Source organism: Sphingosinicella ginsenosidimutans (genome assembly GCF_007995055.1).
Classification (GTDB): domain Bacteria; phylum Pseudomonadota; class Alphaproteobacteria; order Sphingomonadales; family Sphingomonadaceae; genus Allosphingosinicella; species Allosphingosinicella ginsenosidimutans.
The window spans coordinates 2,787,212-2,807,247 of record NZ_VOQQ01000001.1; the positions used below are offsets into that span (position 1 = coordinate 2,787,212).

The 20,036-nt window shown below is 68.4% G+C and carries 18 protein-coding genes, 1 tRNA gene and 1 other RNA gene; 8 read left to right on the forward strand and 12 right to left on the reverse strand.

What is annotated here, in order from left to right; genetic code table 11:
* Position 1: 1 nt before the first annotated feature.
* Positions 2–1,675 carry an energy-dependent translational throttle protein EttA gene (ettA, locus tag FRZ32_RS13855; protein WP_147044062.1) on the reverse strand — a complete coding sequence of 558 codons (1,674 nt, stop codon included), beginning with the start codon at positions 1,673–1,675 and terminating at the stop codon, positions 2–4.
* 67 nt (positions 1,676–1,742) lie between these two features.
* Between ettA and FRZ32_RS13860 the strand changes: the two genes are divergently transcribed.
* From FRZ32_RS13860 to FRZ32_RS13870, 3 genes are all read left to right on the forward strand, one after another.
* Entirely contained in the window at positions 1,743–2,135 is a 393-nt protein-coding gene (locus FRZ32_RS13860; protein ID WP_147044063.1) for a hypothetical protein, read from the forward strand.
* Between the two features lie 53 nt (positions 2,136–2,188).
* Positions 2,189–3,589, forward strand: a complete 1,401-nt coding sequence (locus tag FRZ32_RS13865; RefSeq protein WP_147044064.1) for a M20/M25/M40 family metallo-hydrolase — start codon at positions 2,189–2,191, stop codon at positions 3,587–3,589.
* A gap of 53 nt (positions 3,590–3,642) precedes the next feature.
* A tRNA-Pro gene (locus FRZ32_RS13870) sits at positions 3,643–3,719 on the forward strand.
* A 48-nt stretch (positions 3,720–3,767) separates the two neighbouring features.
* Here FRZ32_RS13870 and FRZ32_RS13875 read toward each other — a convergent pair.
* The 10 genes from FRZ32_RS13875 to FRZ32_RS13920 form a co-directional block, all read right to left on the reverse strand.
* Positions 3,768–4,298, reverse strand: coding sequence for a J domain-containing protein (locus FRZ32_RS13875; protein ID WP_147044065.1), 531 nt, complete (start codon positions 4,296–4,298; stop codon positions 3,768–3,770).
* A 55-nt stretch (positions 4,299–4,353) separates the two neighbouring features.
* Positions 4,354–4,727: RNase P RNA component class A (rnpB, locus tag FRZ32_RS13880), an RNA gene on the reverse strand.
* 77 nt (positions 4,728–4,804) lie between these two features.
* Positions 4,805–5,308, reverse strand: a complete 504-nt coding sequence (locus tag FRZ32_RS13885) for an SRPBCC domain-containing protein (RefSeq protein ID WP_147044066.1) — start codon at positions 5,306–5,308, stop codon at positions 4,805–4,807.
* 59 nt (positions 5,309–5,367) lie between these two features.
* A complete protein-coding gene (locus FRZ32_RS13890; protein ID WP_147044067.1) occupies positions 5,368–6,057 on the reverse strand; it encodes an N-acetylmuramoyl-L-alanine amidase in 690 nt (229 codons plus the stop codon).
* Between the two features lie 42 nt (positions 6,058–6,099).
* Entirely contained in the window at positions 6,100–6,957 is an 858-nt protein-coding gene (locus FRZ32_RS13895; RefSeq protein WP_341536586.1) for a CheR family methyltransferase, read from the reverse strand.
* Positions 6,948–7,979 carry a chemotaxis-specific protein-glutamate methyltransferase CheB gene (gene cheB / locus FRZ32_RS13900; protein WP_147044495.1) on the reverse strand — a complete coding sequence of 344 codons (1,032 nt, stop codon included), beginning with the start codon at positions 7,977–7,979 and terminating at the stop codon, positions 6,948–6,950. Before cheB ends, FRZ32_RS13895 begins: the two co-directional genes overlap by 10 nt.
* Before the next feature lie 59 nt (positions 7,980–8,038).
* A complete protein-coding gene (locus tag FRZ32_RS13905) occupies positions 8,039–8,404 on the reverse strand; it encodes a response regulator (protein WP_147044068.1) in 366 nt (121 codons plus the stop codon).
* A 73-nt stretch (positions 8,405–8,477) separates the two neighbouring features.
* Entirely contained in the window at positions 8,478–8,915 is a 438-nt protein-coding gene (locus tag FRZ32_RS13910) for a chemotaxis protein CheW (protein WP_147044069.1), read from the reverse strand.
* On the reverse strand, positions 8,908–11,256 hold the full coding sequence (locus tag FRZ32_RS13915; RefSeq protein WP_147044070.1) for a chemotaxis protein CheA: 2,349 nt from the start codon (positions 11,254–11,256) through the stop codon (positions 8,908–8,910). Before FRZ32_RS13915 ends, FRZ32_RS13910 begins: the two co-directional genes overlap by 8 nt.
* A 74-nt stretch (positions 11,257–11,330) precedes the next feature.
* The gene (locus FRZ32_RS13920; RefSeq protein WP_147044071.1) at positions 11,331–11,966 is read right to left on the reverse strand and encodes a histidine phosphotransferase family protein; all 636 of its coding nucleotides are present in this window, start codon (positions 11,964–11,966) and stop codon (positions 11,331–11,333) included.
* Positions 11,967–12,084: 118 nt separating this feature from the next.
* On the opposite strand from FRZ32_RS13920, the gene FRZ32_RS13925 reads away from it, so the two are divergent.
* From FRZ32_RS13925 to mtgA, 4 genes are read left to right on the forward strand one after another with little or no spacing between them, the layout of a single operon-like run.
* Positions 12,085–13,041 carry an RluA family pseudouridine synthase gene (locus FRZ32_RS13925; RefSeq protein ID WP_147044072.1) on the forward strand — a complete coding sequence of 319 codons (957 nt, stop codon included), beginning with the start codon at positions 12,085–12,087 and terminating at the stop codon, positions 13,039–13,041.
* Positions 13,042–13,095: 54 nt separating this feature from the next.
* On the forward strand, positions 13,096–14,001 hold the full coding sequence (gene rpoH, locus FRZ32_RS13930) for an RNA polymerase sigma factor RpoH (RefSeq protein WP_424141306.1): 906 nt from the start codon (positions 13,096–13,098) through the stop codon (positions 13,999–14,001).
* Positions 14,002–14,054: 53 nt separating this feature from the next.
* Entirely contained in the window at positions 14,055–15,533 is a 1,479-nt protein-coding gene (locus FRZ32_RS13935) for a hypothetical protein (protein WP_147044074.1), read from the forward strand.
* Between the two features lie 9 nt (positions 15,534–15,542).
* A complete protein-coding gene (gene mtgA / locus FRZ32_RS13940; protein ID WP_147044075.1) occupies positions 15,543–16,250 on the forward strand; it encodes a monofunctional biosynthetic peptidoglycan transglycosylase in 708 nt (235 codons plus the stop codon).
* Positions 16,251–16,271: 21 nt separating this feature from the next.
* Here the strand turns inward: mtgA and FRZ32_RS13945 are convergent, their stop codons facing one another.
* Positions 16,272–17,555, reverse strand: a complete 1,284-nt coding sequence (locus FRZ32_RS13945) for a serine hydrolase domain-containing protein (RefSeq protein WP_147044076.1) — start codon at positions 17,553–17,555, stop codon at positions 16,272–16,274.
* A 158-nt stretch (positions 17,556–17,713) separates the two neighbouring features.
* Between FRZ32_RS13945 and FRZ32_RS13950 the strand changes: the two genes are divergently transcribed.
* The gene (locus FRZ32_RS13950) at positions 17,714–20,005 is read left to right on the forward strand and encodes a patatin-like protein (RefSeq protein ID WP_147044497.1); all 2,292 of its coding nucleotides are present in this window, start codon (positions 17,714–17,716) and stop codon (positions 20,003–20,005) included.
* Positions 20,006–20,036: the final 31 nt, after the last annotated feature.

The following is a 20,036-nucleotide window of genomic DNA, read 5'->3' on the forward strand; positions in this document are numbered from 1 at the left end:
CCTAGCGCGTCAGCTTGCGGTAGGTCATGCGGTGCGGGCGCTCCGCCTCGGGGCCGAGGCGCCTCAGCTTGTCTTCCTCATAATCCTGGAAATTGCCCTCGAACCATTCGACATGGCTGTCGCCCTCGAACGCGAGGATGTGGGTCGCCAGGCGATCGAGGAAGAAGCGGTCGTGGCTGATGATGACCGCGCAGCCGGCGAAGCTTTCCAGCGCCTCTTCGAGCGCGCGCAGCGTCTCGACGTCCAGATCGTTGGTCGGCTCGTCGAGCAGCAGGACGTTGCCGCCCTCCTTCAGCATCTTCGCGAGGTGGACGCGGTTGCGCTCGCCGCCCGAAAGCTGGCCGACCTTCTTCTGCTGGTCCTGCCCCTTGAAATTGAAGGCGCCGACATAAGCACGAGTTCCAAGCTCATGTTTTCCAAAGCGGAATACGTCGAGCCCGTCCGAGACTTCCTCCCAGACATTCTTGTTCGGATCGAGATGGTCGCGCGACTGATCGACATAGCCGAGATGGACGGTCGGCCCGATCTTGATCTCGCCCGCATCCGGCTGCTCCTGGCCGGTGATGAGCTTGAACAGGGTCGACTTGCCGGCGCCGTTCGGGCCGATCACGCCGACGATTCCGCCGGGCGGGAGGGAGAACGTGAGATCCTCGAACAGCAATTTGTCGCCATAGGCCTTGGAGACGCCCTTCACGTCGATGACGTTGCCGCCAAGCCGTTCGGGCACCTGGATCAGGATCTGCGCCTTGCCCGGCGCGCGATTCTCCTGCGCCTCGACCAGCTCGTCGAAGGCGCGGATACGGGCCTTGGACTTGGCCTGCCGCGCCTTGGGGCTGCGGCGGATCCATTCGAGCTCGTCATTGATCGCCTTCTGGCGGCCCGCTTCCTCGCGCTCCTCCTGCTCCAGCCTCTTGGCCTTCTTCTCCAAATATCCGGAATAATTGGATTCGTAGACGTAGTAACGGCCGCGATCGAGCTCGAGCACCCAGTTCACGACATTGTCGAGGAAGTAGCGATCGTGGGTGACGAGGATGACGTTGCCCGGATAATCGACGAGGTGCTTTTCGAGCCACTGGACGCTCTCGGCATCGAGATGGTTGGTCGGCTCGTCGAGCAGCAGGATGTCGGGCTTCTCAAGCAGCAGCCGGGTGAGCGCGACGCGGCGCTTCTCGCCGCCGGACAGATTCTCGACGCTCGCATCGCCGGGCGGGCAGCGCAGCGCGTCCATCGCGATCTCGAGCTGGTTGTCGAGCGTCCAGCCGTCGACCGCGTCGATCTTTTCCTGAAGATCGCCCATCTCGGCGCCGAGCGCGTCGAAATCGGCGCCATCCTCCGCCATCTCGGCGACGATCTGGTTGTAGCGATCGACGAGGTCGGCGACGGGGCGAACGCCCTCGCGGACATTCTCCATCACCGTCTTGGTCGGATCGAGCTGCGGCTCCTGCTCCAGATAGCCGACGCGGATGCCGTCGCCGGGCCAGGCCTCGCCGGAAAATTCGGTGTCGCGGCCCGCCATGATCTTCATCAGCGTCGATTTGCCCGAACCGTTCGGGCCGACGATGCCGATCTTGGCGTCGGGATAGAATTGCAGGTTGATATTGTTCAGCACCGGCTTGGGAGCGCCGGGGAAGGTCTTGGTCATGCCCTTCATGACGAAGCTGTACTGGGCGGCCATGGGTCGCTGCTCTCCGGGAAATGCGTGGAAACTTGTTCGCGAGGCTCACTAGCGAGCGCCTCCCCGAATGGCAAACGCGCGCGAAGCCAAAGCGCGCTTGCGAATGAGAGCGCTTCATAGGAAAACGGGCAGAGAAAAGCGGGAGGCCGCCATGATCCTGCATCGTACTCTGCTGATTCTGATGATCGCCCTCTATGTCGCCAGCCTGTTCGTCGGGCGCGAAGGCGGTTGGCATCTTGCGATCGGTCTCGCGCTGCTCGCGTCCTATGTTTACCTCACCGTCGTGGCGACGCAGCTGGTGGACGAGCTTGGCATCGAATTCACCCCGATACCCCTCTGGGCTCTTTATATCTTCAGCCCGCTCGGGCCCTTCATCTCGATCTGGCTCGATCGAAAGGCGCGCGAGGCGCTCGATGATTCCGGCGGGCGCGCGGGGTTTACCCGTCTCGCCCGTCAATGAAGCGAAGCTCCGCCGGGGCTTGCGCGATGCCGGCCGGACTGTAGGCAAACATCATGAAAAAAATCATGTCGTTCGCCGCCTTGCCCCTGCTTGCTCTATCCCCTGCCTTCGCGACCGTGCCGCCGACGCCGCCCGATCCGGCCGCCGCGCTGCGCGATGCGGCGCTGCATGGCGACGATCTCGCCTGGGACATCACCGAGGGGCTGACCACCGAGGTCGGCCAGCGGCTCGCCGGCACCGAGGCTGAGGCGCGGGCGCGCGACTGGGCGGTGCGGCGGCTGACCGAGCTTGGTTTCTCCAACGTCCATATCGAGCCGTTCGACATGCCCGTCTGGGTGCGCGGCGCGGAGCATGCCGAGATCATTGCGCCCTTCCCCCAATCCTTGGTCGTCACCGCACTCGGCAATAGCGGCGCGACTCCGGCCGAGGGGATCGAGGCGCGCGTCGTCGGCTTCAACAGCGTCGAGGAGCTCGAGGCGGCGCCGGACGAGATCGTGCGCGGCCGGATCGTCTTCATCAACCATGCGATGGCGCCGACCCAGGACGGTTCCGGCTACGGCGTCTTCGGCGCGCCGCGCCGCCAGGGGCCCACCGTCGCCAGCCGCAAGGGCGCCGTCGCGATCGTGGTCCGCTCGGTCGGCACCGATCATCACCGCAACCCGCACACCGGCGTCCAGACCTTCGGCGACGGCGCCCGGCCGATCCCGGCCGGCGCGCTTAGCGTGCCCGATGCCGAGCAGCTCCAGCGCATCCTCGATCGCGGCCGGGAGGTGCGCATGCGCCTCACCCTGACACCGCGCTTCACCGGCACGCACCCGTCGGGCAATGTCGTCGCCGATCTTCCCGGCAGCGATCCATCGGCCGGAATGATCATCGTCGGCGGCCATCTGGACAGCTGGGATCTCGGCACCGGCGCGATCGACGATGCCTCCGGGGTCGCGATCGTCACCGCGGCCGCGCACCGGATCATGCAGGCGGGCCAGCCGCGCCGCACGATCCGCATCGTCTGGTTCGGCGCCGAGGAGCAGGGCGGGCTCGGCGGTCGTGCGCTCTTCGAAGCGCATCACGGCCGCGACCATGTCGTCGCCGTCGGCGAATCCGATTTCGGGGCCGATCATGTCTGGCGGGTGCAGCACAATCTCGCACCGCAGAACGAAGCGCTCGGCGCGCGGATCCGCGCGCTGCTGATGCCGCTCGGCATCGTCCCCGGCGCCGGCCGCGCCAGTGCCGGCGAGGATCTGGGGCCATGGGCGCGGGCCGGGGTCGCGGCAATCGACCTCGACCAGGACGGCACCCGCTATTTCGATTATCACCACTCGCCCGACGACACGCTCGACAAGATCGATCCGGCGCAGCTGCGGCAGAATGTCGCCGCCTGGACCGCGTGGCTCGCGGTCCTGGCCAACGCGCCGGAGGAGATTGGCGGCGTCCCGCCCGTCGGCGGCGGCGAATAGCCGGAGGCAAGACGGTTGTGGCGGGCGCGGCGGGCGTGTAACGGCCCCGGCGTCGGGGAGTAGCGCAGCCTGGTAGCGCATCTGCTTTGGGAGCAGAGGGTCGCAGGTTCGAATCCTGTCTCCCCGACCATTATCGACATGAGCGCCGGCCCGTTCGCCCCTCGCCGGGGTTCGCGCCCTACCGGACCTTGCTTCCCCGTTCCTCGGCGCGGCGGAGGACATCGTAGGCGGCCTGGATCGCCTGGAACCGCGCCGCAGCCTCCTCGCCTTGCGCGACATCGGGGTGCCAGGCCTTGGCGAGCCGGCGATAGGCGGCGCGCACCTCCTCGAAGCCGGCGTCGGATTCGAGCTCGAGCACTTCGAGCGCGCGCATCTCGTCGCGGCTTCGGCTCCCGTCGCCGGGGCCGCCCCAGGCATAATGGCCGGTCTTGCGGAAACCGGCGGCGCCGCGCGCCTCTTCGGCCTCGCGCGCGGCGGCCTCCTCGGCGGTGAGGCCTTCGAAGTAATTCCAGTTGCGATTATATTCCGCGGCGTGGGCTTCGCAGAAATACCAGCGATCGGGGCTGTTCGGCGATTTCGGCGCGGGCCGGTCGCCGGGCTCGCCACAGCCTTCGCGGTCGCACAGGCGCACTGGCTGAGCCTGGCGCGACGAGCCGTAGCTGCGCCAGCGGGGAAAGCCCCAGTCGTCCGATCGTCTCTGCCGCGCCATGTCGCTCCCGAAGATAGAAAGGAGACGGCGCTTCGCCACCGCCCCATCGAAGAAATCTGCCAGAAGGCCTGTAAGCCGGGTTCTGTCCGTCCCTTGCGGGACTGGGCGACCATTCCTCTGGGCGACGGATCGCTCCGCCGCTCTAGCAACCAACCCGGGCGACGAGCCGGAACGTGGCCCGTGTGCCGCCCCTATTCGGTCTTGCTCCCGGTGGGGTTTGCCATGCCGTCCCCGTTGCCGGGTCCGCGGTGGGCTCTTGCCCCACCCTTTCGCCCTGGCCGGATCGAAATCCGGTGGTCTGCTTTCTGTGGCACTGTCCCTGATCCCGGCCGTGACCGGGATCGCCGGGCGTTACCCGGCACCGCCGTTCCGTGGAGCCCGGACTTTCCTCGACTCCCTCACGGGAGCCGCGGCCGCCCGGCCTTCTGGCCGGCCCGATATAGCAAGGACGGCCTGACTTCGTAAGCCCCGCGGCGGGGGCTCGGCGCGTTCCTCCGGTCGTCGCGTCAGGCCGGCTCGGCGAGAAGGTCGGCCAGCTGGCCGAACTGCTCCGCCGCGCAGCCGGCCATCGCCGCATAGCCTTCGTCACAGGATTCCCTGGAGGGGTAAGTCTCGCGATAAGTCACATGCGTTCCGCCGCCCGCTTCCTCGAATGTCACGGTCGTCACGGCGCCGTCCGGCTCTTCCTCGTTCGTCCAGACGAGCCGGGCCCCGGGCACGACATCGAGATACCTGCCATAGAAGGCGAAGGTCCCGCCCGCGTCCGATCCGAATTCGAGCCGATAGCCGCCGCCGGCGCGGACATCCATCTCGCACGAGCGGATCGGCACGCCCATCGATTTGGGCGCCCACCACCGCATGAACCGGTCGGGCCGGGTCCAGGCTTCGAAAAGGGCCGCCCGCGGCGCGTCGAACAGGCGCGAGACGCTCACTTCCACCTCCGACACGCGCCTGACCTCGGTTTCGCTCTCCATGTGCCCCGGCGTCGGCGCGCTTTCGGTCCGGTCCATCGCTGCTCCTCCCTCGAATAGCCGACCTTTGTTCGATGCGTTTGCGGAACCCTTTCCCTTCAATCCCCTTGCGGCCGCGGCAGCAGCAGCGCCAGCAGGATCGCCCTGCATTCTCCATCGATCGTGCCGTCGATCAGCTCGGGGCGGAAGCGCCGCTGGAAGGCCACGACCGCGGCGAGCGGGTCCGAAACATCATAGCCGAACCGCTCCAGGGCGAGCAGGAAGCCGCTGTCGGTCCAGTTGGGATCGAGCAGGTTGCGCGTCGGCCGCGGCAAGGCGAGCCGGAGGCGCGCGAGCCGGCCCCAGGGAAAGAGCTCGCCGGGATCCTGCTTGCGCGCAGGGGCGATGTCCGAATGGCCGACGATGTTGCCGCGCGTGATCGAATGACGCTCCTTGATGTCGGCGACGAGCGGGATCAGCGCGTCGATCTGCTGGTCGGGAAAAGGGCGGTATCCGAATTCGTGCCCGGGATTGACGATCTCGATCCCGATCGAGCTTCCGTTGAGCGCGGTCATGCCGCGCCAATAGGAGCGGCCCGCATGCCAGGCCCGCTTGTCCTCCGGCACCATCCGAAGCACCTGCCCGTCCTCGGCGATCAGATAATGGCAGGAGACCTTCGCCTCGGGATCGCGCAGGCGATCGATGGCGGCGGCGGCGTCGGTCATGCCGGTATAATGAAGGACGATCAGCGAGACCGGCCGGTCGCGCTCGTCGAAATTGGGCGATGGGCAGTCGATGATGCCGTCCATGCGGAAGAGAGACGCCCCAAAGCGCCGCCGCGTCAAGCGCCTTCAGGCGACACGGGCGCGCGGCGTGGCCGCCTGGGGCGTTGCCGGCGCCGGTATGTAGAGGCCGCGGTGGTCGGGATCGGAGACGAAGCGGTCGGTCTGGCCGAGGGCGGTTTCGCCGGCGCCGAGCATGAGGCTCCCGTCCGGGGCGATGCCCTGCGCCAGCCGGGCGAAGGCGAGCCGGCGCACGTCCGTCGAGAAATAGAGGAGGACGTTGCGGCACAGGATGATGTCGAACCGGCCCGGCGGGGGTGGCGCCTCGATAATGTTGCGCGCCTCGAAGCGGACCATCTTGCGGATTTCGTCGGAAATCCGCCAGGCGCCCCCGCCGAGTTCCTCGAAGAAGCGCACCATCTGGGTGACTGGCAGCCCGCGCTGCACCTCGAATTGCGAGTAGGTTCCTGCCCTCGCCCGCTCGATCGCGGCGCGCGAAAGGTCCGTGCCGACGATCTCGATCCGCCAGCCCTGCCAGCGCGCGGCGTCGGCGGCGATGCTCATCGCCAGCGAATAGACTTCCTGGCCGGTCGAGCAGCCGGCGCACCAGATCGCGATCCGCCTGTCGGTACGGACCCGTTCGAGCCGCGCCAGCGGTCCGCCGAGCAGGAGATCGAACGGCAGTTTGTCGCGGTAGAAATAGGTTTCGTTGTTGAGCAGCGCCTCAATCACCGTTTCGGTCAGCCGCGGATTGCGGCCCGTCACCAGGTTGGCGACGAGCTGGTCGAGGTGGGCGAACCCATGCTCGCGAAGGATCGAGGTGAGCGCGCTGTCGATGCGCCAGCGCCGGGCGAGGGTGAGTTGCTGGCCGGTACGGGTTTCGAGGAGGCTGGCGAGGATGCGCTCGGCCGAGCTGCTTATCTCCACGAGGCGGCCTCCGCGCGCATCGCGACGCGGCGCGCGAGTTGCTGCGGCGGAAGCACCGCCGAAGCGAGGCCGGCTTCCGCGACGGCGCGGGGCATTCCCCAGATCGAAGCCGTCTGCTGGTCCTGGGCGAGCATGGCGCCACCGCGCTCGACCATCCGGCGGCTGCCGATCAGCCCGTCGCGACCCATGCCGCTCATCATGATCCCGAGGCCGGACTCGCCATAGGCGTCGGCGACGGAGGCAAGCATCGGATCGACGGAGGGAAGGCAGCCCGACGGCGCCTTGCCCTTTTCAAGCTTCACCTGGACGAGCGCACCGGCGCGCTGGACGCACAGATGGGAATCGCCGGGGGCGACCAGGATGAAATCGGCCTGCGGCGTCTCGCCATCCTCGGCGACGCGCGCGATCCGGCCCGACGCGGCTTCGAGCTGGCGCGCGAAATAGGGCATGAAGGTCGCCGGCAGGTGCTGGGTGACGAGGATCGGCGCGCCGATCGGCTCGGGCAGCGCGCGCAGGAATTCGAGCAGCGCATGGAGCCCGCCGGTCGAGGCGCCGAGCGCGACGCAGCGGAGCGGTGCCGCCGGCATGTCGCGAAGCTTCAGCGGCCTGGTCTCGACCGCCTCAGCCGCGGCCGGCTCGCGATTGGCCCGGCCGATGCGGCGGATCTTGTCGGCGAGCACTTCGGAGAAGCGGCCCGAAAAGGCGTTGGCGCCGGGCTTGGGCAGCGTGTCGGCGGCGCCCTGGGCGAGTGCCCGAACCGCGACCTCGGCGCCGTCCTCGGCCATGGAGGAGACGACGAGCACGCGCGCGCCGGCACCGGCGCGGATGATGTGCGGCAAGGCTTCGAGCCCGCTGCCGCCGGGCATCTCGACATCGAGCAGGACGATGTCCACGCTCACCGTCTTGAGAGCGTCGAGCGCCTCGATCGCGCTGCCCGCCATCGCCACGACCTCGAACTCGGGATCGGCGCCGACCATGCGCGAGATCACCGCGCGGGCGACCGACGAATCATCGACGATCATCAGGCGGATGGGCGGCTCGCCGGAAGGGGTCGGCCGCCTGACGATGGCGCCCTGCGCGGTCACGCGAGGCCGACGATCTGCAGCTTGCTGTGGAGCGTGTCGCGATCGAACGGCTTCATCACATATTCGTCGGCGCCGGCGGCGATCGCGGCGCGGATATGGCCGATGTCGTTCTCGGTCGTGCAGAAGACGACCTTCGGCTGGCTCTCCGCCGCCGATCCGCGAAGCGCGCGCAGGAACTCCATCCCGCTCATCACCGGCATGTTCCAGTCGAGCAGGATCACATCGGGCATGCTCGATTCGCAGTGGGTCAGCGCCTGGCGACCGTCCTCGGCCTCCGCGACGGCGAAATTCAGCGTCTCGAGAATGTGCCGGGCGACCTTGCGGATCACCTTGCTGTCGTCGACGACCAGGCAGCTCTTCATGTCCAATTGCTCCATTGCCCCATCGACGGAGTAGCGCAGAGAGGTAAGCACAACTTTAAGATCGGGACGGCCCCTATGCCGCCTGCGCCGCGGCCGGACCGGCGACGACCAGATGGGGATCGACCATCAGGAAAAGCTCGCCCTCGGCCTCGACCATGCCGATCGCGACCCGATCCCAGCCGGCGCCGATCGAGGCGCGCGCCGGCGCCGGCGGCGCGGCGGCCTCGACGACATCCTCGACCTCTTCGACCAGCAACGCATAAGGATGCCCGCCGGAGGGCACGACAATCGCATCGCCGAGGCGGCCCGGCTCGGCCTGGCCGATGCCGAGCGATGCAAGCCCGTCGATGACGGTCAGCACGCGGCTGCGAAGCGCCGAGAGGCCGGCGACATGGGCCGCCGAGCGCGGGGCGGGCGTGAGCCCTTCGAGTTCGACGACGCCTTCGATCTCCGAGGCGGGAAAGGCGATGCGACGCCCGCCCATGCGGGCAATGAGGAGGAGCTCAGCCATGGGCGCGTCCCTTTTCCGCGTGCCGGCTCAGGGCGTTGAGCAGGGCCGCGCGGTCGTAGCGATAGATGCTGTCGTCGCCCGCGGACGGCTCCGGCGTCGCGCGCAGCCGCAGCAGCTCGCCCTCGCCGCCGGGCACCGGATCGGCTGCTTCGGCGCTCGCAATCCGGATGTCGGCCGCGACGCCCTCGCCGGCCCCGACCACGCGGTAGCCGAGGCTCTCGATCAGCGGGCGGAGCATATTGTCCATCCACGGATCGCCTTCGGGGAGCGCGCAGACAGGCCGCGCCTCCGCTTTTACCGTCGCCTCGCCATGCGCGGCGAAGAGCCAATAGGGGTCGACGATCTCGACCTGGACGCCGTCGATCAGGGCGACACCCGCAATCTCGCCAGGGGCGGTCGCCGGCTTGAGATCCAGAACCGCCGAACGGATGTCGACGACCTCCGCGAAGCCATAGGCGAGCTCGTTGCGGCCGTCGGTGAGGCGCAGGATCCGGAGCAACCCTTCCTCCGGCGCGGCAGCGCAGCCGGCGAGCGCGACGATGTGGCCGCCCGTGGAGACGCGCAGCTTGCCGGCGCTGAACCGGATCGCCTCGACGGGGACATCCTCGATCCGCTCGACGACCGGGACAGGGATCGCCCTCAGGCCACCGTCGAGCCCGCGGAACAGCAGCAGGCTGGTCTCGCGGCCGACCGAGTCGGCGATCGCCGGGGCCGCGTGGCGGTCGCCCTCCCCGCCCTCAAGCCGGACGCCCGCCTCGCTGGCGATCCCGGACGGATCGAGCAGCAGGATCGGGCGGCCATCATCGGCGAGCGTCGTTCCGGCGTAGATTCCCGCCGCCATCACCGCGGGCGCCGCCGGTTTCACCACCAGTTCCTCGTGATCGTGGACCATATCGACCGCAAGCGCATAGAGATCGCCGCCCGCCGGCTTCAGCAGGATGACCTTCGCGCCGAACGCGTCGGGCAACGCCTCGACGCCGAGCAGCTCGGCAAGACAGATGAGCGGCACGCGGCGGCCGCGCACGGTCGCCACGCGCGCCTCGCCGATCGTGTCGATCTTCACCGCGCTGCCCGCGACGCGCAGAATCTCCTCGATCGCCGCGCGCGGGATCGCGAAAATCTGCCCGCCGGCGCTGACTGTCAGAGCCGGGATGATGGTGAGCGTCAACGGCACGCGGATGACGAGCCGGACACCCTCGCCGGGACGCGAATCGATGTCGATCAGGCCGCCGATCCGCTCGATATTGGCGCGCACCACATCCATGCCGACGCCGCGGCCGGAAATGGCGGTGACCTCGCTCGCCGTCGAGAGACCGGGCGAAAAGATGAGCGCCATCTTCTGCTGGAGCGACATGCGCTCGGCCCGCTCCGGGGTGACGATCCCCGCGGCGAGCGCCTTGTGGACGAGCGTTTCAGCGTCGATGCCCCGGCCGTCGTCCGTGACCTCGATCCGGATCTGGTTGCCCGCCTGCCGGGCAGCGACGCGAAGCAGCCCGACGGGGCCCTTGTCGCCGCGCTTCTGCGGCGCCTCGATGCCGTGATCGATCGCGTTGCGGACGATGTGGCTCAGCGGATCGCGGATCATCTCGATCATCTCGCGATCGAGCTCGACATCGCCCCCATCCATCTCCAGCCGCACCTGTTTGCCGAGCTCGGCGCACAGATCGCGGACCATGCGCGGCAAGGGCGCGAACAGACTGTCGATGCGCTGCATCCGGGTGCGGGTGATGGCGTCGCGGATTTCCGCGATGCAGGCCGAGACGCGCTCGAACGCCGCCTCGATCGCGACATCGCGATCGGTGTCGCGAAGCCGCCGGCCGAGCTCGTTGCGGGCCAGCACGGCGTCGGAGACACCGCTCATCATCCGGTCGAGCAGGTCGACCGAAAGGCGGATCGAGCGCATGCTCTTGCGGCCCGCATCGGACGCCGCCTGCGGCGCGGCTTCGGGTTCCGGCACGGCGGCCGGTTCCGCCGGCGCCGCGGCGAGATCCGCGATCAACTGCTCGTCGTCCTCGCTCGCCAGCGCCTCGCCGGTCTCGAGCGCCTGGACGAGCTCGCCGATCCGGTCGATGACCGCCAGCACGGCACTGACCAGCCGCGAATCCGGCACGCGGCGTCCGGCACGGACCTCGGCGAGCGCGTCCTCGGCGGAATGGCTGAGCTGCTGGAGGCGCGGCAGATCGAAGAAGCCGCAATTGCCCTTTACCGTGTGGACGAAGCGGAAAATCTCGTCGAGCCGTTCACGGTCGCCGGGCTCGGCCTCCCAGGCGACGATCGCGCCGGACAAGGCCTGCAACATGTCGCGTGTTTCCGCGAGAAAATCGTTGATCAGCTCGTCCATGGCCCCTTCGTCCGCATGCGGCGCGCAGGGGCCTTATGGAAAGCCAGTGGTAAAGAAGGCGTTAGCCCTGTCCGTCAGGCCGGAAGGCTCGCCCCGATCAGCAGCATGTTGCCGGCCTCGTCGGCGACCTGGACGCGGCCATTGCCTTCCTGGACGAGGCTGTGGACGAGCCAGGCGGCGGCGGCGCGCGGGGCGACCTCATCCTCGCCGGTCTCGCCGACCAGCACCTTCTTGAGCTCCGGGTCGAGAACGATGCGGCTGCCTTCCGCGCGAACGACGATGTCGAGCCCCTGGTCGTGACGCTCGGCGCCGACGTCGAGGCTGCCGCCGCGCACCAGCGCATCGCCGGCGATCAGTGCGATGTTGAGCATCACCTTCAAGGCCGCCTTGCTCATCTGCGGCTCGTCGACCATCCAGCCCAGCTTGATCCGCCCCTCGCCGCCGAACAGCCCCTCGATCGCGGCCCGCGCCTCGCGCGTGTCGACGCTGTCGCCGAAGCCGCCGGCGGCGCCGAAGGCGAGGCGGAAGAATTTGAGCTTGTTGGCGCTCGCCCGCGCGCTCTCGGCGAGCAGATCGAGGCACCGCGCGCGCATTTCCGGATCATGTTCGTCGGCGAGCAGCTCGATCCCGTTGTTGAGCGCGCCGACAGGTGAAAGCAGGTCATGGCAAAGGCGCGAGCAAAGCAGCGAAGCGAATTCGTGCGATTTCATGCGGTCGCGTCCCGTTCCGTCCCTAAATCCGAAGTGACCCTCTATTGGCCCCTGCGAGTCCGCGATGCAAGGGCGGGCGCCCCCTTGAAATTCCGCCGCGAATTCCCATCTCCCGTCAGTGTCTGGGGGACATTCCATCATCACCGCCACCGTCGCCGGGGACGCCCAGGGCTGGAGGCTCGATCGCGCGCTCGCGGCGGCCGTGCCGACCCTCTCGCGCGAACGGCTGAAGGCGCTGATCGCGGCCGGCGCGGTGACCGATCCGGGCGGCGCGCTGGTGCGCGATCCGGCGACGAAGGCGGCGCCGGGCGGCGCCTACCGGCTCGCCGTTCCCGATCCGAAGCCGGCGCACAATGAAGCGCAGGACATCGCGCTCGACATCGTCTTCGAGGACGATCATCTGCTCGTCGTCGACAAGCCGGCGGGCATGGTTGTCCACCCGGCGGCGGGCAATCCCGACGGGACGCTCGTCAACGCGCTGCTTCACCATTGCGCCGGACGGCTTTCCGGCATCGGCGGGGTGGCGCGGCCCGGGATCGTCCACCGGATCGACAAGGACACGTCGGGCCTTCTGGTCGTCGCCAAGACCGATGTGGCCCATGAAGGGCTGGCGGCGCAGTTCGCGAAGCACAGTATCGAGAGGCGCTATCTCGCGATCGTGGCAGGGCGGCCGATGCCGGTGGCCGGCGCGATCGACGCCCCGCTCGCCCGCTCGAGCGCCGACCGGAAGAAGATCGCGGTGCAGCCCGCCGGCAAGGGCAAGCGCGCGGTGACCCATTACCGAATCGTCGCTCCGCTCGCCGATGCCGCGCTCGTCGAATGCCGGCTCGAGACCGGCCGGACGCACCAGGTTCGGGTCCATTTGGCCTCGATCGGCCACCCGTTGCTCGGCGATCCGGTCTACGGCCGGCCGCGAGCTCGCCATCGGGAGGTGTTGAAAAGGCTCGATTTCAGGCGCCAGGCGCTGCATGCGGCGGTGCTCGGCTTCGTCCATCCAGTTTCTAAAGAAAACCTAACCTTCCAAAGCGTCGTTCCGTCTGATATTCAGGAACTGTTCGGGGCGCTTACCGTATAGCAATCAAGTGCCGTCACGGTGTATTATAAAGCTACGGCACCAGGGAGTTCACAGATCATGGCAGGCAGGAATGTCCCGGCGACGATCCCCGCGACCGGCGGTGAGGCTGGCCTCAACCGCTATCTGGCGGAGATCAAGAAGTTTCCGATCCTCACGCCGGAGGAGGAATATATGCTGGCCAAGCGCTGGACCGAGCATCAGGACACCGATGCGGCGGCCCGGCTGGTCAACTCGCACCTGCGCCTCGTCGCCAAGATCGCGATGGGGTATCGCGGCTATGGCCTGCCGACTGCGGAGCTGATCTCCGAGGGCAATATCGGCCTGATGCAGGGTGTGAAGAAGTTCGAGCCCGATCGCGGCTTCCGTCTCGCCACCTATGCGATGTGGTGGATCCGCGCGTCGATCCAGGAATATATCCTCCGCTCGTGGAGCCTCGTGAAGATGGGCACCACGGCGGCGCAGAAGAAGCTGTTCTTCAACCTTCGCCGGATGAAGAACCGGATCGAGGCGTTCGAGGAAGGCGATCTCAAGCCCGAGGACGTGACCAAGATCGCCACCGATCTCGGCGTCAGCGAAGAGGACGTCATCTCGATGAACCGTCGCATGGCGATGGGCGGCGACACCTCGCTCAACGTGCCCCTGCGCGACGACAGCGAGGGTTCGTGGCAGGACTTCCTGGTCGACAGCGAGCCTTTGCAGGACGAGCGCGTCGCCGAGGCGCAGGAGACCCAGATCCGGCACGAACTGCTGACCGAGGCGCTCCAGGCGCTGAACGAGCGCGAGCGGCACATCCTGACCGAGCGTCGGCTCACCGACGATCCGAAGACGCTCGAGGAGCTGAGCCAGGTCTATGACGTCAGCCGCGAGCGTATCCGCCAGATCGAGGTCCGCGCGTTCGAAAAGCTCCAGAAGGCGCTGATGAACCTCGCCGGCGAGCGGCGGCTGCTGACCGCCGCCTAGCCGGCCCGCACGGATCGCTTGCCCGCGCGCCATGCGCCGCCGATAGTCGGCGCATGGCCGCGTCCCGTCGCCCTGCCCCCTATCTCCTCGGCCGCGCCGCCTGGGCGCTGTTGCTGCTCGGCGGCGTCGGGGCGGCCTGGGCGGCGCTGGTGCGTGGCAGCTGGTTCGACGAATATTGGTCGCTCTATCTCGGCGATCCGACCCTGCCCTCCGCCGAAACCTGGCGGCGCTGGCTGACCGACAGCCACCCGCCGCTCGCCAATGCGCTCTATCGGGTGGTGATCTGGATCGCCGGCGAAGGCCTCGTCCGCGATCGCCTCCTGCTCAACATTCCGCCCTTTCTGGGCCTCGTCGGGGCGACCGCCCTCTTTCATCGCCGCAGCCCGAGCGGCAGCCTCTTCTACCTGCTCGTCGCGCTCACCGCGGTCGCGCTGCCCGGCTTCGCCGCCGGGGCCTCGGAATTCCGCAGCTATGCGTGGCAGATCTGCGCCGACGCGGTCGTGCTGCAGTTCATCTACTTCGCAACCCGCGAGGACCGGGGGATGCTCGGCGGGCCGGAGCTGGCCGTTGGGAGCGCCGCGATCGCGACCGCGACCTTTCTCCATTTCATCAGCGGGGCGATCGTCGGCCTCGCGCTGCTCGGGCTGATCGTGGATGGATGGCGGCGCGGCGATCGGCGCCGCCTCGTCGTGCCGACGGCGGTCTGCGTGCTGTGCTGGGCCGCGATGATGGCGACGGTCGCGGTCCAGCTCCCGCAGGTCCGCGCCGCGCTCGACGTCAATTGGGCGACGACGAGCAACGCTGCGGCGGTGGAAATGTTCGTGCGTGCGTTCGGCCTCGCGATTCTCGCCGCGCCGGTCGCCGCCTGGATCGCGGTCAGGCGTCGGGGCGAGGCCGGCCGGTTCGTCGCCATCCTGCTCGGCGCGGCGGCGATCTCGCTGGTTGGCTTGCTCGCCCTCAACGCCCTTCGGCCAGTGCTGATGGACCGCTACCTGCTCGCCTGGCAGCTCCTCGTCCTCGGTGCGATCGTCGCGCTCGCCACGCCCGAGCTCGAGCGGCGGCCGCGGGCGCTCGGCTTGTTTCTCGCCTGGACGGCGTTGATGATCGCGCTTTCGGCGGCGCTCCAGGCACGGGCCGGCGGGTGGGAATCCACGCGCGACCGGATCGCGGCGCTCACCCGCACCTGTCCCGGAACCGCTGTCTATGCGGCGAGCCCCTGGCGGCTCGGCCCCGCGCGCACGAGCAGCACCGCCGCGCGCGAGCATCCGGTCTTCGCGCTCGGCTATGACAGGCTGGCGCGAGCAGGCGGGTTTCAGGTCACCATGCTGCCCGACGAACCGGTCACTCTCCCCCTCGCCTCGCCTTGCCCGACGCTGGTCTGGATCGAGCATGACGCGCCCGGCCGGCCGGGCACGATCCTGCGTCGCGGGGACATCCGTTTCGACGCGCCGGCCAGGCTCCGGCTCGTCGTCGGGGCCACCGGCTACGTGATCGTGGCGACCCCTCTCGCCGGACCGGCGCAGGGACGCTAAGCAATCCGCATGGCAAGGACGAGGCGGCGCGGCTGGGCAGGACGGATCGCAGGCTGGATCATCCGCCTGCTGATCGCCTTCGTCGCCCTCAGCATCTTGTGGGTCCTGCTCTACCGCTTCGTGAATCCGCCGCTGACGCTGACCCAGGCGGGCGACCTCATCGAGGGCCACGGCGCGCGCGCGATCTGGATGCCGATCGATCGGATCGACCGAAACATGGTCCGCGCCGCCATCGCCGGCGAGGACGGCAAGTTCTGCCAGCACAGCGGCTTCGACACCCAGGCGATCGAGGCGGCGATGCGCCGCAACGCGTCGGGCGGCCACGTGCTTCGCGGCGGATCGACGATCAGCCAGCAGACCGCGAAGAACGTCTTCCTGTGGCAGGGCGGCGGCTATGCCCGCAAGGGCGTCGAGGCCTGGTTCACCTTCCTGATCGAGCATCTGTGGGGCAAGCGCCGGATCATGGAGGTCTATCTGAATGTCGCAGAGACCGGGATCGGCACCTATGGCGCCAATGCCGGCGCGCTTCGCTATTTCCACCACGACGCCTCGCGCCTGACCTCGACCGAGGCGGCGCGCATCGCGGCGGTGCTGCCGCTCCCCAAGCGGCGCGACGCGGTCGATCCGGCCGGGTTCACGAGGCGCTACGGCAACCTGATCCTCCGGCGCATCGGCACGGTGCGCGCGGGTGCGCTCGACGCCTGCGTCTATCGCTGATCCGCGGCCGCGCGGCCCGACTCAGCCCCCGCCGCCCTCGTTTTCCGGCGTCGCCGATTGACGCTCATGCCCCGCTTCGTCGATCTGCATCCAGTCGCGGAACGGGAGGCGATAGGCCATGTCCATCACCTCATATTCGATCCCCTCGGGCTTGACCGCCGAGGAGTTCCAGAGCGCGACGATGCCGGTCTTGGTGACCGGATCGAACATCATCATCGAACGATAGCCCTTCACCCCGCCATGATGGCCGATCACGCGGTGGCCGGCATAATCCATCACCCGCCAGCCAAGGCCGTAGGACGTGTCGTGGGTGCGCTCGGCGAAGCGGCGCCGGCGGGCATTCTCGCCGGGCGTGCGGATGCGCGGGCTCTGGACCTGGGCGAGCACGTCGGGCGGGACCACCGAGGGGGCGAGGCCCATCTGCGCCATCATCCAGATGGCGAGGTCCTGGATCGATCCGTTGACGCCGCCGGCGGCCGGCACGCGATAATAAGCGTCGCTGATCTCGATCGGCCGCGAATTGTGCCCGCCGGCATGGCCGCGCGCCCAGCTCGGCGCGGCCATCAGCGCGTCGCGGCCGTAGGTCGCGCGCATGTTCAATGGGCGGAACAGACGCTGCGTGACGACCTGGGCATAAGGCTGGCCGGTGACATGCTCGACGATCTCCGACGCGGCGTCATAGCCGACATTCTGATAGGCATGGCACTGGCCGGGCGCGCAGATGTTGTTCAGCGTCGCATATTCGCTCCGCAGCAGATGCGGATCCTCTCCATCCTCGAGCTTGGGATCCTCGGCATGGGCGAAGAGGCCGAGCGTGTGCGACAGCAGGTTCGCGACCGTCGCCACCTGCTCGTTGCCGCCGGGCAGCTTCAGAGAGGGCGCATGCCGCGCGACCGGCTCGTCCAGCGAAAGGCGGCCGTCATGGGCGAGCAGCGTCACCATGTCTGCGGCGACGCCCTTGGACAGCGAAGCCCAGCGGAAGACGGTGTTGCTCGTCACCGGCTCCTGATTGTCGGACGCGGTGGTGCCATAGCCCTTGATGAATCGGATGCGTCCGTTCTCCACCACCGCCACTGCGAGCCCGACCATCGAGCTGTCATGGCTCAGCCGCTGGAGCCGCTCGTCGAGCCGGCGATAATCGATCACGCTCGGCGTCTCGGGCGGCTGGGTCAGCGCGACCGTCACGGGACCCTGATGATGCGCCGCCACCTCCGCCGCCCGGTGCGCGCGCCAGCGCGCGGCGGCGGTCCACATGACGAGGACGATGGCGAGAGCGGCGATCAGGTAAAGGGAGAGGCGCTTCAACGATCCGTATCCGGCATGTCAGTCTTGTCGCCGTCAGGTCGAAGGTCCGCGCCGGCCTGCCGCGCTTAACGCCGCCGCATTGATAAGGAAAGCGGGCCGTCGTGGAGCGCATGACGCGCGCTCGACAATCCGGCGTCATCCTGCCACGCTCCGCCGCGATGCGTGAGAAAGAGCTTCGGATCGCGCTCGTCTGCTACGGCGGCATCAGCCTCGCCGTCTATATGCACGGCATCACCAAGGAGATCTGGCGCCTCGCCAAGGCGAGCCAGCTGCTCCATGCAGATGACGAGGCGCCCGAAGGCGGGACTTATCGCGATCTCCTGCGCGCGATCCGCGAACGCTGCGACCTGGACCTGCGCGTCTATGTCGACATCCTGGCCGGGGCGAGCGCCGGCGGGATCAATGCCGTCTTCCTCGCGCACGCCATCGCCCAGGGGCGCTCGGTCGAGCCGCTGACCGATCTGTGGCTGACCTCGGCCGATGTCGACAAGTTGCTCGATCCTCAGGTCGGCCGTGTCTCGCGCTTCGCCAAATCCGCCGCGGTGCCGATCGCCTGGGCCTTTTCCAAGCGCGCCGGGACGATCGACGAGACCGTCGAATCGGATCACCGGGCCGAGGTCCGCACGAAGCTCGCCAATTTCGTCCGGTCCAAATGGTTCGCGCCACCCTTCGGCGGCCCCAATTTCACGAACCTCATCCTCGACGCCTTCGATGCGATGGATCGGCAGCCGGGCGGCGCGCCCCTCCTCCCCGAGGCGCAGCCGCTCGACCTCTATGTCACCGTCACCGACTTTCGCGGCTACCCCGAGGCGCTCAAGCTCAATTCTCCGCCCGAGGTGATCGAGCGCGAGCATCGCATCACCCTTTCCTTCCTCGATTCCGGCGGTCCGCGCCGCCATCTCGCCGATCCCGCCGAGCTGGTCTTCGCCGCGCGGGCGACCGCGAGCTTTCCCGGCGCCTTCCCACCATTCACGGTCAGGGAGCTCGACGCCGAGCTCGCGAAGCGCCGCCGCCTCTGGCCCGGCCGGGCCGATTTCCTCGTCCGCGCCTTGCCCGGCCGCGATTCGGTCGAAGAAGCGGAATCGACCGTGCTGATCGACGGCTCGGTCCTCGCCAACGCGCCCTTTCGTCCGTGCATCGAGGCGCTCGCCAAGCGGCCCGCCTGGCGCGAGGTCGACCGGCGCTTCGTCTATATCGATCCCAAGCCGGGCCAGCGCAGCGTCAGCCTCGCAAGCGGTGATTCGGAGGCGCCCGGCTTCTTCGCGACGATCCTCGGCGCGCTGTCCGACATTCCGCGCGAGCAGCCGATCCGCGACAATCTCGAGACGATCGAGCAGATGTCGGCGAGCATCCGCCGGATGCGCCGGATCGTGCGCACCATGCAGCCCGAGGTGGAAGCAGCGATCGAGCGGGCGATCGGCTCGACCTTCTTCCTGATGCGCCCCACGCCCTCGCGCCTCGCGACCTGGCGCGCGCGGGCCAACGAGGCGGCGGCGCGCGCGGCCGGCTACGCCTACGCCGCTTACGCCCATCTCAAGATCGCGACCGTGATGGAGGACATGGCCGCCGTGATCACGCGTCTCGGCGGCAGCAATGATCGCGCGCGGCGCGAGCGGGTCCGCCAGGCCTTGTGGACCCATGTCCGCGCGCAGGGCTTCACCAATCCCGATTCGGTGACCGCGAAGGGGGCGAGCGAGGCGCTGATCCTGTTCCTTCGCGATTTCGACATCGGCTTTCGCACCCGACGCCTGCGCTTCGTCGCCAAGCGGCTGACCCGGATGATCGAAAGCGGCGCCATCGCCGGCGATTGCGAGCCGATCCGCCTGACGCTGAACGACATGCTCGAGCGCTATCACCGGCGCGAAGGCGATCATCTCGATGCCGCCGCGCGCCGCGCCTTCGCGGCGGTCGAGAGCGAGCCCGCCGCGGCGATGGCCGCGCTCGCCAAGCTGTGGAACCTTCGCCCGCTCGATGAGGAAACCGACGCCAGGCTGACCGAGGCCCTGTCCGATCTGCCGAAGCCGGACCGGCGCGCGCTCGTGCTCCTTTACCTCGGCTATCCCTTCTATGATGTCGCGACCCTTCCCCTGCTCCAGGGCCAGGGGATGGACGAGTTCGATCCGATCAAGGTTGACCGGATCTCGCCCGACGATGCGGTCGCGATCCGCGCCGGCGGCACCACCGCCACGCTCAAGGGGATTCAGTTCAACAGCTTCGGCGCCTTCTTCAGCCGGGCCTATCGCGAGAACGACTATCTTTGGGGGCGCCTGCACGGCGCGGATCGCCTGATCGACATCGTGCTGTCGACCCTCCCCGCCGACAAGCGCTTCACCGACGAGGAAGTGGCGGCGATAAAGCGCGATGCCTTCCGCGCCATCCTCGCCGAGGAAAAGCCCCGGCTTTCGACGATCGGGACGCTGTTCGACGAGCTCGAACGCGAAATCGGCTGACGCGCCCCTAGACGCAGGGACCTGTTTCGGA

What these genes read in the sequence shown, in the direction of transcription:
- ettA (WP_147044062.1), bottom strand. Translation starts at nt 1,675, where the DNA reads ATGGCCGCCCAGTACAGCTTCGTCATGAAGGGCATGACCAAGACCTTC.
- FRZ32_RS13860 (WP_147044063.1), top strand. Translation starts at nt 1,743, where the DNA reads ATGGCAAACGCGCGCGAAGCCAAAGCGCGCTTGCGAATGAGAGCGCTT.
- FRZ32_RS13865 (WP_147044064.1), top strand. Translation starts at nt 2,189, where the DNA reads ATGAAAAAAATCATGTCGTTCGCCGCCTTGCCCCTGCTTGCTCTATCC.
- FRZ32_RS13875 (WP_147044065.1), bottom strand. Translation starts at nt 4,298, where the DNA reads ATGGCGCGGCAGAGACGATCGGACGACTGGGGCTTTCCCCGCTGGCGC.
- FRZ32_RS13885 (WP_147044066.1), bottom strand. Translation starts at nt 5,308, where the DNA reads ATGGACCGGACCGAAAGCGCGCCGACGCCGGGGCACATGGAGAGCGAA.
- FRZ32_RS13890 (WP_147044067.1), bottom strand. Translation starts at nt 6,057, where the DNA reads ATGGACGGCATCATCGACTGCCCATCGCCCAATTTCGACGAGCGCGAC.
- cheB (WP_147044495.1), bottom strand. Translation starts at nt 7,979, where the DNA reads ATGATCGTCGATGATTCGTCGGTCGCCCGCGCGGTGATCTCGCGCATG.
- FRZ32_RS13905 (WP_147044068.1), bottom strand. Translation starts at nt 8,404, where the DNA reads ATGAAGAGCTGCCTGGTCGTCGACGACAGCAAGGTGATCCGCAAGGTC.
- FRZ32_RS13910 (WP_147044069.1), bottom strand. Translation starts at nt 8,915, where the DNA reads ATGGCTGAGCTCCTCCTCATTGCCCGCATGGGCGGGCGTCGCATCGCC.
- FRZ32_RS13915 (WP_147044070.1), bottom strand. Translation starts at nt 11,256, where the DNA reads ATGGACGAGCTGATCAACGATTTTCTCGCGGAAACACGCGACATGTTG.
- FRZ32_RS13920 (WP_147044071.1), bottom strand. Translation starts at nt 11,966, where the DNA reads ATGAAATCGCACGAATTCGCTTCGCTGCTTTGCTCGCGCCTTTGCCAT.
- FRZ32_RS13935 (WP_147044074.1), top strand. Translation starts at nt 14,055, where the DNA reads ATGGCCGCGTCCCGTCGCCCTGCCCCCTATCTCCTCGGCCGCGCCGCC.
- mtgA (WP_147044075.1), top strand. Translation starts at nt 15,543, where the DNA reads ATGGCAAGGACGAGGCGGCGCGGCTGGGCAGGACGGATCGCAGGCTGG.
- FRZ32_RS13950 (WP_147044497.1), top strand. Translation starts at nt 17,714, where the DNA reads ATGCGTGAGAAAGAGCTTCGGATCGCGCTCGTCTGCTACGGCGGCATC.